This window comes from Microbacterium candidum (genome assembly GCF_030315975.1).
Classification (GTDB): domain Bacteria; phylum Actinomycetota; class Actinomycetes; order Actinomycetales; family Microbacteriaceae; genus Microbacterium; species Microbacterium candidum.
In genome coordinates this window covers 741,125-756,939 of record NZ_JASXSZ010000001.1, presented here as the reverse complement: position 1 = coordinate 756,939, position 15,815 = coordinate 741,125, and the positions used below count along the sequence as shown (strand labels likewise).

The following is a 15,815-nucleotide window of genomic DNA, read 5'->3' as shown; positions in this document are numbered from 1 at the left end:
GCGGCGCAGCGCCCTCGAACGGAGTGCGCTGGGCGGGGCACCGGCGGCAACCCGATGGGTGCCGCCGCTCTGGTGTTCTCGCTCTCAGTCCTCGGCCTCGCGTGCGAAGAGGAGCAGCTCCGGCAGGCTCGTCGCGAAGTAGTCGGTGACGCCGTTCTCGTGCCGGGCGACGGGGGCGACGTACTGCGCCCGGGTCTCCCCGAGGCTCGCCGGGGGCTCGGTCGCGGGCCGCCCAAGCGCCGCCAAGGTCGCATCCCATGCGGCGACAGCCCTGCCCTCGCCTCCTTCCCACGGATGGAAGGCGCGGGTGCTCAGGATCTCGTACGCCTCCGGAGCGCGCCCTCCGGCGACCAGGAGCGTGACGTACTCGATGGCGAGATCGTCCCGCTCGAGCACGATGTCGCGCACGGGCGACAGCCGCTCGAGCCGCTCCGCCACGGAGTGGGCGAGACGCAGCGCGAGCTGATCCTGCTCGTACCGCAGGCGGGGATCGGTGGGCGCGAGCTCGACAGCCTCGGCGTAGAGCTCCCAAGCCCGGTCGTCGTCGTGGGTGATGTTGTAGGCCGCGAGCGCGGCGTTCCGCAGCAGCACCCGGTCGCGCAGGCCCAGCTTGATCGCCCGCTCCCAATGCCGGGCGGCTTCGTTCCGGCGACCCAGCGAGTACAGGAGCATGCCGATCAGGGAATGGGCGACCGCATCCGTCTCGTCGGCGGCGAGAGCGCCCGTCAGGATGTCGAGGGCGTCGAGCCCGTTCGGGAACGCCCGGATGAGCTCGCTGCCACGGGCCCGCGCCCGCTCCGTTGCGGCGTCCTCGAAACGAGCGAGCTCCTCGAGCACGGCGGCGGAGGCGTAGTGGGCGAGCGCCCGCACGTTTCCGGACGGCGGGATGGGCGCGGCCGCCGCGCGGGCGAACACATCGAGCGCGTCCTCCGCGAAGCCCGCATCACGCAGCTCGAGGGCGACGTCGAACAGGATGCCGGCATCCTCCGGCGCGCGCTCGCTCGCGAGGACGCGCAGCGTCGCATCAAGCGGGTCCGCGGCGAGAGCGGCGTCGATCATCGCGCGCGCCTCGGTCTCGCGTCCGTCCCGTCTGAGGAGCAGTGCGCGGAGGGCGGCACGCCGCGCGTCGTGTCCGACGACGCCGTCGATCGAGTCGAGCACGCGGAGCGCGGAACGATTCCGACCGCGCTCGCTGAGGGATTGCGCGAGCGCGAACCCGCTCCCAGCCGCCCATGTGCCGTCCCAGCCCGCCTTCCCGAAGGCCTGCTCCGCCTCGGTCCTGCGACCGAGCCGTCTCAGGATGAGGCCGAGCAGGTGGAACACCTCCGCATCCTGCGGCTGCGCGTTGCGGCGGGTCAGGCGGGCGAGTGCCACCACGGCACGCGCATGCGCCTCCTCATAACGGCCTGCGCGGTAGTCGCGATCGGCGATCGCGAGGTTGGTGCGCGCATCTCCGGGGTCGCGTTCCAGCGCCGCATGCCAGTAGGGCAGCGGCGACCGCGTGGGATGCCGGTACTGGCTGAGGTGCAGACCCGTGAGATAGAGCTCCTCGACGGTGTCGATGGCCTCCGGCAGCGGCGGCTCGTCCGCGACCCACGGCTCCTCGTCGGTGCCCTGCCGCGCAGGCTCCCACCGTACGAGCGTGCGTCCACCGGCGTCGAGCAGCTCGACGACGGTCGCGCTCTCGGATGCGGCCGCCTCGATCGATGCGACGTTCCCCGGCACGAGGTCCACCGAGCGGGACGCGACCACCTCTCCGCCCTGCACGACCCGCAGGATGGCTCCCGGCTGCGGTCGGGTGACGGCGAAGGATGCGGCGATCGCATCGCCGCGCTCGACGTGCACGGCTGCGTCGGGCGTCGCCTGGTGGGCGGGGCCGATGGCCGGGATCGGATACCAGTACTGCGTGAAGGTCTTCGTCTCGCCCGGGAGGAGCCACGTGAAGTCGGGTTGGTTGTCCGTGTAGACGCCGGCCATCAGCTCGACGTACGGGCCATCCTCATCGGTGAGCTGCGCGTCCCAGGCGTGGCCGAACGGCGCGTCACCCCACGTCCACTGCTTCTTGCCGGGCGACAGCCGCCGTTCCGCCCAGTGCACGAAGCCCGCCCCCGCCGCGTGGTCGTAGCCGCCGAAGAAGTCCTGCTGCGAGTCGACGATCATGTAGGACGTGGGGACCGGGATGTTGCGGTACCAGTCGATGCGGTCAGCACCCGGCTTCTGCTCCGCGAGCGCGGGATAGTCCACGCCGTAGTACGCCCGATCGGCCTCCGGGAACGCCGTGAGCGCGCGGCGCGCATGGTCGGCGACGTAGTGGACGTCTTCGGGGAAGAAGGACTGGTAGTCGTCATGCACGCGAGCGGCGACGTTCGCCCACCACAGGAAGGTCTGCCGTTCGTCCGTCCGGTTGTGAAGGCGCACCGCGAGCTCCACCACCGAGCTGCCAGGGCGCAGCCGGACGCCGTGCTGTGCCGACATCCGTGCGAACGGGTCGTGATCGTGGCACCAGACGGTCACCGATCCGTCGTCGCCGTGCTCGATCGCCGTCTCGACGGGCAGGTAGGTCGCGGGGCGATGGTGCTGCGGCCAGTTGAACTCGATGCCGCCGCTGATCCACGGACCGGCGAGGCCCACCAGAGCCGGCTTGATGACGTTGTTGCGGTAGAAGAAGTCGTAGCCGGTGGTCTTGTCGAACCCGATGTGGATGCGGCCCCCGAGTTCAGGGAGGACGACGAGACGGACGAACTCGTTCTCGAGGTGGACGGCCTGCCACTCGCGGAGCACGGGCACATCCGAGACACTCTCCGTGAAGGGAATCGGATAGACCTTTCCGCTCGATCCCTGATACACGCGATGGTCGAGGTACATCGGGTATTCGCTGGGCTCGCCGGCCTCATAGGTCCGGATGGCGACAGGCTCTTCCCACGCGATCGCAGCCCCCTCGTCGAGCGTGGCGCGCAGCGCCGCGGGGGCATCCGGCAGCACGATGCGGGTGTGCGCATGCGGTGCGAGGGCGGCACCGGCGGGTGATGTCGACGGGGAGGTCGTGGGGGCGCTCGTCATGCCTCTGAGGCTATGAGCGCGTCCATCACCGGGGTATGGTCAGAATGAGGGAATACATGGATGAATCGATGATCGGCGACCATCCGCCATATCGGCGTGAGGGGTTCCTGAACCAGCGGCTGTGCGTCATCCCCAGACCTCAGGTCGAAGCGGCTCTTTCGCGGCCCGGCACACGGAGGCTGACCGTGACGGATGCGGGCTGCTTCCCCGCGGCAGCAGGCCACCGCCGTGTGCGTGCGAAGGGCGCGCCGGAGACCATCGTCATCCTGTGCGTCGCGGGTTCGGGCAGCGTCACCATCGCCGGCGAGACGCATGTGATCTCGCGTGGATCCTGCGTCACCATCCCCGCGCACACCCCGCACGAGTACCGGGCGTCGCACACGGACCCATGGACGATCTGGTGGCTGCACGTGCGGGGCACGGATGCGGCCGAGCTGACCGGTCCGATGCTCGGCCCGCCGGAAGCGGTGAGCAGACTCCGTTCCGTCGATCGCGTGATCGCCCTGTTCGACGAGCTCATCTCGATCCTCGAGCGACGCCCGACGCCCGCCCATCTGCTTGCGGCATCCGGGATCGCCTGGCAGCTGCTGACGCGGATCGCCGTGGACAGCATCCTCCCGGCCGAAGGATCCGCTCTCGAACGTGCGATGCACTACCTCGATGCCCGCGTCGACGGGACCATCAGCGTGCCCGAGCTCGCCGCGCTCGTGGGCGTGTCCGCGTCTCACCTGAGTGCGATGTTCCGGCAGGCGACGGGCAGCGGTCCCGCGGCCTATCACGCCTCATTGAAGATGGCGCGGGCGCGCAGCCTCCTCGACACGACGGACCTGACCATCGCCGAGGTGGCCGCGACCGTCGGTTACCCGGACCCGCTGTACTTCTCGCGTCAGTTCCGACGCACCCACGGAATGAGTCCGTCCACCTATCGGAGCCAGCACAAGGGCTGACCCGCCCGATCTCTACGGGGTCGTGGACGGGCTGGGCGCGGGCGTGGGCCCGGCCTTCAGGTCGGCGATCGCCTTCTCGAAGGCGCTGACCGTGGCCGCATCCACCGTCCCCGTCGGCTCGACCCCGAGCGCGGTCTGGAAGGACTGCAGCGCTTTGGTCAGCTCGGGCGTCCAGACGCCGTCGACGGGTCCGTCCCAGTAGCCGACGAGCTTCAGCGTCTGCTGCAGAGCGGCGGTCGAGGCGACGGATGCCTGCGCGGCAGAGTCGCCCTTCGCGACGAGGTCGTTCTGCAGGGCGGCGGCGGTCGCCTTGTCGACCGTGCCCGTAACCGGCAGATTGGCCGCCTGCTGCAGATTCCGCACCGCGTCCACGGTCATCGGTCCGTAGATGCCGTCGATCGGGCCGGTGTAGAAGCCCGCCGTCGCGAGGTCCTGCTGCAGCGCCGACGTATAGGCGGCGACCGACGTCGCGGCCTGCTTCGCCTGCGCGTCGGTGAGGCATCCCGCGTCCGCGTACAGCTTGAGCCACGACATCTCGAGCGCGACGACGGCGGCGTTGAAGGTCTCCGACGCATCCTTGAGGGACGTCTGGTCGGAGATCGACTTCTGCGCGTCGGCGAAGTCGGCCTCAGCCTGCTTCACCCGGTTGACGGATGCCGCAGGGGCCAGCGGCGTGAGCGACGGCGCGGGCTCCGCAGGAGCGGGAGACTCCGTCGAACCGGATTCCGCGTGGGCCAGGCGCGCCTTCGCCTTCGCGAGGTCCTGCTGGGCGGCGGCGAGGTCCTGCTGCGCCTTCAGCGCGGCCTCGGCACCGTCGAGGGCGTTGCCCTGCGGCGCGGCCAGATCCTTGCCGGCGGTCTTGACGTCGCCGACGGTCGGTGCGGTCGAGTGCAGCACATCTCCATAGCGATCGAGCGCAGAGATGTAGTCCTTGCTCGCGCTGCAGAACGCCTGCGACGCGGAGGTCATCGCGGCCTGGGCATCGGACACCGCCTTCTCCTTCGCGGTGACCTGCGCCTTCGCCTTGTCGACGTCGCTGACGCTCCCGGAACAGCCGGCGAGCCCCACGACCGCGACCGCGGCCCACACCACGACGGCGGTCAGGCGCGTCTTCGAACGTCGAGTCTCCACGTGAGGCCTCCTGCAGCTGGACGGAAGATGCCGCCCATCATGACAGTCCGGGCCGTCGGCGCCATAGACCTGTCGCCGGGTTGTGACCAAGACGGCACACAGGCGCAGCTCTTCCGACACGAATCGGCGCCCCTCCGAGGAGGGGCGCCGATCGGAGTAGGCGTGTCAGTGCGCGGACTCGACCTCGGCGTCGTCCTCATCGGAGGACTCGCCGTCAGCCCGGTCGTCGTTCTCCTCGGGCTCGCCGCTCTCGGTCTGCGCGGCCTCGGTCTGCGCGGCCTCGAGCTCGGCGTCGACGATCTCCGTGGCGTCCTCGATGACCGCGTCCGACGCTTCCGCGTCGGACGCCTGGGTCTCGGCAGCGGCCGTCTCGACCGCGGCGACGGCGTCGAGCGGCGCCTCCGGGCGGATGAGCTCCTGCACCTCGGCCATGAAGCTCGTGAGCTGGTGCTGCTGCCAGCGGAGCTGACGCGTGCGGTCCTCCGCGTCGCGGAGCACGGCCTGCGAGTGCGAGGTGACCATGTCGATGATCTTCTGCGCCTTCTCGTGCGCCCGGTCGAGGTGCTCGCGAGCTCGGATGCGCGCATCCGCATCGATCTGCTGCGCCTGCGCGCGCATGAGCTTCTCGAAGTCGTCGGCCTTCGTCGACACGCGCTGCGCGTGGTCGAGGGATGCGGCGACCTGCTCGTTCGCGTCCTGCGTGATGCGCTCGGCGTGGGCGACGGCCTGGTTGTGCAGCACGAGGAACTCCTGCTGCGCGTCATCCTGACGTCGCGTCAGCGACTCCTCGAACTCGAGCGCGCGCACGCGCAGCTCGCGCACGGCCTGCTCGGCCTCGGCACGGTCGCGCGTCGTCTCGCGCGAGACCATCGAGCGCAGGGCGGCGGCGCCCTTCTCGGCCTCCGAGCGGATGGCGGCGGCCTCCTGTTCGGCCTGCGACACCTTCTCGGCGGCGTGCGCCGACTCGCGCTCGAGCTGGGCCTTGTGCGCGGTGAGTTCGGTGTCGACCCGCAGACGCACCTGCTGGGCGTCGTGCTGCGCCTGCGCGAGGATCGCCTCGGCCTCGGCCTGGGCGTCCTTGCGGCGGTTCAGGATCTCCTCGCGCGCCGCCTCGAGCAGGCGGTCGCCCTGCACGGTGGCGTTGCGGATGAGCACGCTCGCCTGCTCCTCGGCGACGTGCAGCACCTCGTCGAACTGGCGCTTGTTCGCGGAGTCGCTCTCGGTGCCGCTCAGCTCCGTCGTGAGCGCCTGCACCTTCTGCTCGGCGACGTTGGCGCGGGCGGTCTCGGTGGCGAGCTCCGCCTCGAGACGCTCGACGACGTCGCTGTCGCCCGCGGTCGCCTCGGCGAGATCGGCCTTCAGCTTGTCGGCCTCCTCACGCACGGCGGCGCGCGCCTGCTGCATCGCGGCGAGGCGCTTCGCCGTCTCCCGGTACTTCGCGTCGGCGGCGGCGAGGTCGGCCTCGAGACGCTCGACCGTCTTGCCGTTCTGCGCGATGGCCGTCTGCGCCGCACGCTGGTAACGCTCCTCGAGCCGGCTCGCGTCCTCGTTGCGGGCCTGCAGCTTCGCGTTCAGCGCGGAGATGGCGGCATCCACCTCGTCGCGGTCGTAGCCGCGGAAAGCGGTCGTGAACGGAGCATTGCCCTGCGAGCCGCCGGAGGCGACGAGGGCGTCGAAGGGGGATCCGGAGGCGGACTGGTCGGGCATGCGGTTCTCGATCTCGCGTAGAGGTTCTGTCCGGGCGCAGGAGGGAGACGACCGGAATGCTCGCGTGCGACGACGTCGTCGGATCGGGTCCCGGCGCGGATTCGCCGTCGCGGTGAGCAGAGGGGGGTGATGGAAGGATACCCCGCCTGATCATGAGAAATGAATGGGGGATGCGGTGACTTTCTTCGGTCGCCGTGCGGCGCGCACTACTCCTCGGGGATCCCCGGCTCCGCCATCTGCTCGAGGGCGCTGAGCGCGGCGGCGATCGCGGCGCGCTGCTGATCGTCGAGCGACGCCATGAGGGCGCCGATCCGGTCCGCGCGCTCGGCGCGGGCGCGCAGGATCGCCTGCTCGCCGAGCACGGTGCCGTGCACGAAGAGCGAGCGGCGGTCCGCCGCATCCGGCACCCGTTCGACGAGGCCCAGCCGTTCGAGCTCGGCGACCAGGCGCGTCACCGTCGGAGGCGCGGTGGACTCGATGCGGGCGATGTCGCCGGGCCTGAGCGGGCCGCGCCGCACGATCGTCGAGAGCGCGGAGAGCTGGCCCTGCGTCAGCCCGTCGCCGGACGGGCGGATGCGGCGGTTGATGCGGCCGACCGCGATCGCAAGGCGCGCCGCATCGTGGTGGTCCTGCTCGCGCGTCATCTCGCCTCCGTCGCCGGCTCGGGAACCGGGTGCTTCCTCTCAGTGTGCCGGACGTGGCGCCCCCTGCTGAAGGACGCGATCGCTCCGACGAGCGACATGAGTCCCGCCGCCGTGAAGACGACGACGAGTCCGTCGTGGAACGCCTGCGCGATGAGTTCGGGGAAGAAGGTCTTCCCGATCAGCGTCGCCGCCTGGGCGTGCGGCAGAGCGGCGAGCACGCCGGACGGGCCGAGCAGGCTCTGGATCGGGTTGTAGCCGAGGAAGGCGGCGAAGACGCTCCCCACCGGCGGAAGCCCCGCGATCTTCTGCGCCGCGACGGACGGCACCCCGTGCGCGGTCAGCCCGTCGTACAGGGCGGACGGGAGGGATGCGGCGAGCCCCGCGATCAGCAGCGAGAAGAAGAGGCCGATCGACAGCGACGTTCCGGCGTTCTGCACGGTGCCCGCCATCCCCGATGCCGCCCCGCGCTGGTTCGCGGGAACGCTGTTCATGATCGCCGTGCGGTTGGGGGCGCCGAACATCCCCGAGCCGATGCCGGAGAGCCCCGTGATGATCGCGAACTGCCAGTACTCGAAGTTCACCGGGATGAGCAGCAGCAGGAAGAAGGTCGCGGTCACGATGAGAAGGCCGACGGTGGCGAACAGCCGCGCGCCGTAGCGATCCGACAGCGTGCCGGAGATGGGCCCGGCGATGAGGAATCCGATCGTGATCGGGAGCATGTAGATGCCCGCCCACAGCGGAGTGTCCGCATACGAGTACCCGTGCAGGGGCAGCCAGATCCCCTGCAGCCAGATGATCAGCATGAACTGCAGACCGCCGCGGCCGACCGCCGCGAGGAGCCCCGCGAGGTTCGCCATCGCGAAGGCGCGGATCTTGAAGAGCCGCATGTTGAACATCGGCGACTCCGACCGCAGTTCGATCGCGACGAACACGACGAGGAGCAGGATGCCGCCGACGATGCCCGCGATCACCCAGGGGTTGCCCCATCCGGTCGTGCTGCCGCCGTAGGGCTGGATGCCGTACGTGATGGCGGTGAGCAGCGCGGTCAGCCCGATCGCGAAGGTGATGTTGCCGGGCCAGTCGAGCTTGCCCGGATTGCGCGTGCCCACCTCCTTGAGGGAGATGTACGACCAGATCGTACCGATGATGCCGATCGGCACGCTCACGAAGAAGACCGCGCGCCAGTCGACGACCGCGAGGAGTCCGCCGACGATCAGGCCGATGAAGCTTCCCGCGATCGCGGCGACCTGGTTGATGCCGAGCGCCATGCCGCGACGATGGGCGGGGAAGGCGTCCGTGAGGATGGCGGTCGAGTTGGCGAACAGCATCGCACCGCCGATGCCCTGCACGAACCGCCAGATGATCAGCCAGTCCGCACCGGCAGCGCCCGTGAACGGGTCGAACGCGAGCGCGATCGAGCCTCCCGTGAAGACGACGAAGCCGAGGTTGTAGATCCGCACGCGGCCGTACAGGTCGCCGAGGCGCCCGAAGGTGACCACGAGGACGGCGGTCACGAGCATGTAGCCCATCAGCATCCACAGCAGATACCCGACGTTGCCCTCCTGCAGCGGGTCGAGCCTGATCCCCTGGAAGATCGCCGGCAGCGAGATGATGACGATCGACGCGTTGATCGTCGCCATCAGCATGCCGAGCGTCGTATTGCTGAGGGCCACCCACCGGTAGTGCGGGTGGTCGTGCCGGAACATCGACCGGTCGGGGGCTGTGGCGGTCCGGCTCATCTGATCCCGCCGACACCGCTCGAAAGTAGTTGCTTCACATGAAGTAACTTACTCCGGATGCTGCCTCCGGGGGCGAGACGCGGTCACCGCTGCATGGCGCGCAGAGCGAGCCACGCGGCGGCGCGGTCGTCGGCATCCGTCATGGATAGTCCGGTCAGCTCCTCGATCCGGCGGATGCGAGCCGCCAGCGTCTGCCGGTGGATGCCGAGACGCGAAGCGCTGACCCCCCACGCGCCGTTCTCGGCGAGGAAGACCCGGAGGGTCTGCGTGAGCCCTCCTTCTGCACCGTCCTCCCCGAGCGGATCGAGGAGGTGCGCAATACGGCGGGTGGTGGCCGTGTCGAGCCGCTCGAACAGGTAGTGGATCGTCGAGATGCTCTCGTAGCGCACGACCCTCCTCCCCTCGGCGCCCGCCACATCCACCGCCTGCCGCGCCTCGCCCGCGGTGCGGTCGAGGGTCTCGACGGGCGCCGGCGAGCCGATCCCGAGGAAGAGGGTCAAGGAGTACTCCGCGACGCGGGCGGCGAGCGCGTCCGCGAGGTCGTCGCGGACGAACCCGATGACCGACCCGCTGCGCTCGGTGAACACGTGCGTCACTGCGAGCTCGGTGAACCAGAGCGCGACGAGCCGCTCCAGATCGACGCTCGACGTCCGGGCCGTCAGCACGAAGCCGGTGAGGGTCCGCTCGCGGATGCCCCAGCGATGAAGGATCGAGGCGGCGACGGCACCGCCCTCGATGAGGCCGTCGATCAGGACCGACCGCCCGAGACGCTCCGTCCTGCTGGGGTCGTCCGTGCGGAGGACCAGGTCCAGGAGGGCCGCGGTCTGCGACGCGAGCTCCCGACCGCGACCGGACGCATCGTTGCGCGGCGCGGTCACCAGCAGCGCATCGATGTCGTCCGAAGCGCCGACCGGATGCACCTGCAGCTCGCGGTGACGAACCCTCACGGGGCGGCCGAACGCGACGGCCACGGCGTCGCGGATGTGCAGCGAGCCGGCTCCGGCGGTCGTGATGACCTCGCCGTGGCGGTCGAGCAGCACGACCCACCCGTCGATGCGGTGCGCCAGCTCGGCGACGACGCCGGCGACGCCGCTCCGCCGCGCAGCGAGAGTCAGGACGCGCATCGCCGACGTGACCGCGCGCTCCTCCGCGGCACGGTCGACCGCGAGCAGGGCCGTCAACAGCGGATGGAGCAGCTCATCGTCCGGACGGGCGCCGACGATCGCGGTCACGCCCGCATCGGCCACCGCGGCACGGATCCGCGCGTCGCCGGCATGGGTCACGAGCACCGTCTCGCGAAGCAGCCTGCCGCGGTCGGACTCCTCACCCAAAGCCGCAAGCGCGTCGTCGGCCGTTGCCGTGACGAGGGTCACGAACCTCGGGTGCGCAATCACGGCGAGCTCGGACAGCCCGATGACCGCGTCCACCGGCGCCGCCGCCTCACGTCCCGCCACCACGACCTCTGCGTCGAGGTAACGCGCGACGGACGCGACGTCTCGGACCATCAGCCCATTGTACGAAACGTTGATGATGGCGGCCAGGAACCACAGAGATGTCCAATGACACCGACGGATGCGCGTGCATACGATCATCCACGTTCCCCTTTCCCCAGCACCAGGAGACAGCCGATGCACGCCGTCGTGTTCCGTGACCCCGAGACGCCCGTCGAGTACACGGAGGTCGATCTCGCAGCCCCCCGGGCCGGGGAGGTGCGCGTCCGGATCGAGGCCGCCGGTGTGTGCCACTCCGACCTGCACGTGAAGCGGGGCGAGTGGGATGCCGCGGCGCCGCTGGTCATGGGCCACGAGGGTTCCGGGGTCGTCACCGCATTGGGCGACGGGGTCACGAGCCTGGCCATCGGCGATCATGTCGTCCTCAGCTGGGTCCCGCCGTGCGGCGAGTGCCGCTACTGCCGCTCCGGCCACGAGGCGCGCTGCCAGCTCGTCGCGAACCTCGTCGCGCCGAAGGGCGTGCTGTTCGACGGGACCTCGCGTCTGTCGTCCGGCGGTGAACCCATCCACCACTACCTCGGCGTCTCGTCGTTCGCAGAGGAGGTCGTCGTCCCCGCGTCGGGTGCGATCAAGGTCCGCGACGACGCTCCGCTCGATGTGATCGCCGTCGTCGGCTGCGCGGTGGCCACCGGTGTCGGGGCCGTGCTCAACACCGCGGCCGTCGAACCCGGGTCGACGGTCGCCGTGATCGGCTGCGGCGGCGTCGGCCTGAACGTCGTGCAGGGTGCACGGCTCGCAGGCGCCGAGCGCATCGTCGCGATCGACGTCCGCGCGGACAAGACGCTGGTCGCGATGCAGTTCGGCGCCACGGACCGCATCGACGCGTCCGAGGGCGACGCCGTCGAGCAGCTGGCCGCGCTGCTCCCGGACGGCGTCGACTACGCGTTCGACGCGATCGGACGCACCTCGACGACCGAACAGGCCATCCGGATGCTGGGACTCGGCGGCGCGGCCGTGATCGTCGGCCTGCCCCCGACGGGCGCGAAGGCGTCGTTCGAACCGCTCGTCCTCGCGGAGGCCGATCAGCGGATCCTCGGCTCCAACTACGGCTCGGTGCGTCCCTCGATCGACATCCCCGCCCTCGTCGACCGATACATGGACGGGCAGCTGAAGCTCGACCCGCTCATCTCCGGGCGTCGCCCGCTGTCCGAGGCCGCCGCCGCACTCGACGAGCTCGAGTCGGGCGAGGCGCTGCGTACGCTCCTCATCCCCTGAACCACCTCCTCCCCCGCGCCGATCACGATCCGGCTGTTCCAGCACCCACCCGAAACCCCCACGATTCGAAGGAGAGTTGTATGTCCACCACGCGAGAGGCGACGAGCGCGTCGCCGACCGACGCCGGGCTCCGCCATGGCGTGATGAGCGGCCCGGAACTGGCCGCTCAGGCGATCGCCAACATCGCCCCCAGCGCGGTGATCGCCTTCACCGCCGCCGCGATCTTCATCGGCGCCGGCAACGGCACGATCTACTCCTTCGCGCTCGCGACGATCGTGATCCTGGCGGTCGGATACTGCGTCGTCGTGTTCGCCCGCCGCCATGCATCCGCCGGCTCCCTCTACACCTACGTCGCCAAGGGGCTCGGCCCGACCGGCGCCTACCTCGCCGGCGTCTCGCTCGTCATCGGCTGCTGGGGCATCGCGGCAGGGTCGCTCGGCGGCTCGGTGGCGTACGTCCAGCAGTTCCTGCACCTGCTCGGGCTGCCCGTCGATGGCGTGGGGTGGCAGATCGTGCTCGCGATCGTCCTCGGCGGGCTCGCGACGCTGTTCACCATCCGCGGCATCCGTCTCTCCGCGCGCGTGTCGCTGGTTCTCGAACTCGTCTCCGTGACGATCATCACCATCCTCCTCGTGAGCGCACTCGTCTGGGCAGGTCCGAAGGCATGGGACCCCGCGCAGCTCGTCGCCGCCGGCTCCAACTTCCAGGGCATCGCCGCAGGCATGGTCCTCGGCATCCTCGGTTTCGTGGGCTTCTCATCCGCCGACGCTCTGGGTCGTGAGGCGAAGAACCCGTACACCGCGATCCCGCGCGCCATCATGTGGAGCGCACTGGTCGTCGGCATCCTCTACGTCTTCGCGGCGTACACGCAGATCGCCGTTCTCGGCGACGCGCTCGCGACCAGCGCGAGCCCGCTCGAGGACATCGCCTCGAAGATCGGGATGCCGGTCTGGTTCGCGCCCATCCTCACGTTCGGCGTCGGCGCGTCGTTCTTCGCCGTCGTCGTCGCACCCTTGAACGTCGTCGGGCGGGTCCTGTACGTGATGGGGAAGGAGGGCGTCATCCCCGAGCGCTTCGGCCGCACCCACGAACGGCATCTGACGCCGCACCGCGTTCTGCTCGTCGCCGGTCCCCTCGCGATCCTCGCGGTGGTCGTACTGCTGGCCGTGGGATCCCAGCCGATGGACATCACCGTCTGGATCGACACCTACGGGACATACGGCTACATGATCGCCTATGCCCTCGTCGCGATCGCGTGCGTGGCGTACACGAGGCGGATGGGCATGCCGAACAAGCTCGTCTGGGCCTGCGCGATCATCGCGGTCGGCGCCATGGCATATGTGTTCTTCGCCAACGTCTGGCCGGTCCCGGCGTTCCCCCTGAACGTCATCCCGTATGTCTTCCTGGTGACGATCGCGATCGCCGTCGGCTGGTTCGCAACGCTGCGCCGTCGGCACCCCGAGGTGGTCGCCCGCATCGGCAACACCGAGACCGACACGCTCGAGGGCGTCGGCTGAGGTCCGCCCCCACTGCGGCTGGTCCCCCCGGGTCAGCCGCGGTGGTGCCGGGCGACGACCGCCACGGGCTGGTCGTTCGGCGGCGGCAGGGTCGTGCCGTCGTTGAGGATGACGGGACCCACCGGCACCGACCCGCCTGCGGGCGGCGCGGGAAGCGGATGCGGCGCCGGAGTCGGAAGCGGCGGCGAAGGCTGCACCACCGCCGAGCCGAATGCGGGCGGGGTGGGCGCGGGCGGAGCCGACGGATCGACGAGGTCGGCGAGGGATGCGGCGCCGTCGACGCGCGGCACGCCGAGCGGGGGCAGTCCGAGAAGGTCGAGCGCGGTCTTCGGGATCGATGTGTGGCCGTTCCAGCGCGAGTCGATCCCGGCCTTGACGGGCCCGCCGAACATCAGCAGGGGCACCCGCGGACCGAACGCGAGCTGGACGCCGTCGGGCGTGTGCTCGACGTCAGGCGTCGCGACGTGATCGTCGAATCCGCCCCAGTCGTCCCACGTCAGGAGGCACACCGTCCGATCCCACAGCCCGCCGCGGACGATCGCGTCGACAGCGCGCCACACGGCATCCTGTCCGATCGTGACGTCGGCGACCGGATGCTCGTCGGCGGGTGAGTCGTGCCACACCATCGAGAGGTCAGGCAGCGTGCCGGCGGCCGCATCCGTCTCGATCTGCGCTGACGGGACGATCTGCGGCGAACCCTTCAGCTGCGAGTAGAACGCGACGGGGTAGTCGCTCGTGCCGGTGTACGCCTTCCAGCTGAGGCCGCTCGCGGCGGCGTGCGCCGGGAGGGACGGCATGTCCCACAGGGGCTCCGGCGACGTGCGCTGCGGATTGCGCAGCGTCGGCGTCTGGCCGCCGACGATCAGCAGGTGGTTCGGGGTCGAGTTCGTCCCGAACCCCGAGCAGTGGTTCTCCAGGAACGCGCCGCTCTTGGCGAGCCACGAATAGAACGGGAGCACCGCATCCGTGTCGATCTGCGTATGCGCAGCGGGAGTGGGGGTCCCCGCCTGCTGCGCCTTCAGCCACTTCGCGTAGGCGGCGCGCGTGTGCGCCTGGTCGTGCGCGGGCGGGTTCGGCTGTGCGGGCCAGCCGGTCGCGACGTTCGCGCCCCACGCGCGCAGCGATGAGAAGTAGTTGTCCGTGGTGTGGTTCTCCTGCACGAACACCACGACGTGGTCGACCGTCCGAGCCATGCCTCCACGATCCCGCGGCCGCCCGGGCCCCGCAAGACCCCGCGCGGCGAACCGTGACGGCGATTTATGCATGCGGTCCAGATATGGGTACGGTGGCCGGGTCGCGCCGTTCCCATCGAGAGGATGCCATGCGCCGGACGATGCTCAAGTCGAAGATCCACCGCGCCACGGTCACCGCGAGCGACCTGCACTACGTCGGGTCGATCACCATCGATCCCGATCTGCTGGAGGCCGCCGACATCCTGCCCCACGAGCAGGTGCACGTCGTCGACGTCGACAACGGCTCACGCTTCGAGACCTACACGATCGCCGGCGAGCGCGGATCGGGTCAGATGCAGGTCAACGGCGCCGCCGCCCGGCTCGTCCAGCCCGGCGACACGATCATCGTGATCTCGTACGCGGACTACGACGACGCCGAACTGGCCGCCTACGAACCGGTCGTCGTGCACGTCGATCGCGCCAACGCCATCATCGGCGTGGACGCCGCCGTGGCGGAGCTCCTCACGCCCGCGCGCTGAGCGGCCGCACGGCGGGCTGCATCGCGTAGGCGAACGTGCCGCGGTAGCCGTACACCTCGCCGAGGAGCGGCATCCGGATGCGCACGTCGACGTGCTGCATCCCATCGTCCGCGGTGCGTTCCTCGAGAGCGACCTTCGCAACCGGCGGGAGCGGGATGCGGCGCCCCGCCGCGCGGAGCGCGAGCGAGCGGGACTCCATACGCAGTCCACCCTCTGACACGGACGCATCGAGCACGACCTCGAGGATGCCGCGTACGCCGAGGTGATCGATGAGCCGGCCGTCGACCATCCGAAGCTCGTCACGCATCACCCGGGTCCGCCCCGGGAAATGGAAGGTCCGCGTGGCGCGGAGCGTTCCCTCGGCGCCTGGCGTGTTCTCGATCTCGAAGAGTACGTCCGCGCCGCTCTCGGGGAAGGCGATCCCCCACCGGGCGAGCAGCGCGAACACGGGACGGAGAAGGCGGATGCGGAGCCCCGCACTGTCGAAGACGCCGGCGCCGACTCCCCGGCATCCATCCGGAATCGCGCCGAAGTACGCCCGGAGCCGCGGATCGAGGGCGTCCAGTTCGTCACCGAGCGCACGCTCGTAGACGGAGCGAAATCCATTACTGAACATGTTCAGAACTGTATTAC

General features: G+C 70.2%; 12 protein-coding genes. 4 read left to right on the top strand and 8 right to left on the bottom strand.

The annotated features are described in order from the left end of the window. Positions 1-84 precede the first annotated feature (84 nt). Entirely contained in the window at positions 85-3,060 is a 2,976-nt protein-coding gene (locus QSV35_RS03505) for a DUF5107 domain-containing protein (protein ID WP_286286745.1), read from the bottom strand. A gap of 56 nt (positions 3,061-3,116) precedes the next feature. Here QSV35_RS03505 and QSV35_RS03500 point away from each other — a divergent pair, with 56 nt between their 5' ends. Beyond that, the gene (locus tag QSV35_RS03500) at positions 3,117-4,007 is read left to right on the top strand and encodes an AraC family transcriptional regulator (protein WP_286286743.1); all 891 of its coding nucleotides are present in this window, start codon (positions 3,117-3,119) and stop codon (positions 4,005-4,007) included. A gap of 12 nt (positions 4,008-4,019) precedes the next feature. Here QSV35_RS03500 and QSV35_RS03495 read toward each other — a convergent pair whose 3' ends face one another. From QSV35_RS03495 to QSV35_RS03475, 5 genes are all read right to left on the bottom strand, one after another. Continuing rightward, positions 4,020-5,138, bottom strand: coding sequence for a peptidoglycan-binding domain-containing protein (locus QSV35_RS03495; RefSeq protein ID WP_286286741.1), 1,119 nt, complete (start codon positions 5,136-5,138; stop codon positions 4,020-4,022). A gap of 165 nt (positions 5,139-5,303) precedes the next feature. Next, complete coding sequence (locus QSV35_RS03490) at positions 5,304-6,845, bottom strand: coiled-coil domain-containing protein (RefSeq protein ID WP_286286739.1); 1,542 nt, start codon at positions 6,843-6,845, stop codon at positions 5,304-5,306. A 206-nt stretch (positions 6,846-7,051) separates the two neighbouring features. Beyond that, positions 7,052-7,489: a MarR family winged helix-turn-helix transcriptional regulator gene (locus QSV35_RS03485; RefSeq protein WP_286286737.1), complete on the bottom strand. Its 438-nt coding sequence runs from the start codon at positions 7,487-7,489 to the stop codon at positions 7,052-7,054. After that, positions 7,486-9,228 carry an MFS transporter gene (locus tag QSV35_RS03480; RefSeq protein WP_286286735.1) on the bottom strand — a complete coding sequence of 581 codons (1,743 nt, stop codon included), beginning with the start codon at positions 9,226-9,228 and terminating at the stop codon, positions 7,486-7,488. Before QSV35_RS03480 ends, QSV35_RS03485 begins: the two co-directional genes overlap by 4 nt. Positions 9,229-9,311: 83 nt before the next feature. Then, positions 9,312-10,733 (bottom strand): PucR family transcriptional regulator, encoded by a 1,422-nt coding sequence (locus tag QSV35_RS03475; RefSeq protein WP_286286733.1) that lies wholly within the window; start codon positions 10,731-10,733, stop codon positions 9,312-9,314. A gap of 123 nt (positions 10,734-10,856) precedes the next feature. Here QSV35_RS03475 and QSV35_RS03470 point away from each other — a divergent pair, with 123 nt between their 5' ends. Then, positions 10,857-11,954: a Zn-dependent alcohol dehydrogenase gene (locus QSV35_RS03470; protein ID WP_286286731.1), complete on the top strand. Its 1,098-nt coding sequence runs from the start codon at positions 10,857-10,859 to the stop codon at positions 11,952-11,954. An 80-nt stretch (positions 11,955-12,034) separates the two neighbouring features. After that, on the top strand, positions 12,035-13,471 hold the full coding sequence (locus tag QSV35_RS03465; protein ID WP_286286730.1) for an APC family permease: 1,437 nt from the start codon (positions 12,035-12,037) through the stop codon (positions 13,469-13,471). 32 nt (positions 13,472-13,503) lie between these two features. On the opposite strand, the gene QSV35_RS03460 is transcribed toward QSV35_RS03465, so the two are convergent. Next, positions 13,504-14,664 carry an alkaline phosphatase family protein gene (locus tag QSV35_RS03460; protein WP_286286728.1) on the bottom strand — a complete coding sequence of 387 codons (1,161 nt, stop codon included), beginning with the start codon at positions 14,662-14,664 and terminating at the stop codon, positions 13,504-13,506. Positions 14,665-14,792: 128 nt separating this feature from the next. On the opposite strand from QSV35_RS03460, the gene panD reads away from it, so the two are divergent. Next, complete coding sequence (gene panD, locus QSV35_RS03455; RefSeq protein WP_286286726.1) at positions 14,793-15,182, top strand: aspartate 1-decarboxylase; 390 nt, start codon at positions 14,793-14,795, stop codon at positions 15,180-15,182. Here panD and QSV35_RS03450 read toward each other — a convergent pair. Beyond that, positions 15,166-15,798 (bottom strand): DUF4166 domain-containing protein, encoded by a 633-nt coding sequence (locus QSV35_RS03450; protein WP_286286724.1) that lies wholly within the window; start codon positions 15,796-15,798, stop codon positions 15,166-15,168. The two genes, panD and QSV35_RS03450, sit on opposite strands and share 17 nt — an antisense overlap. Positions 15,799-15,815: the final 17 nt, after the last annotated feature.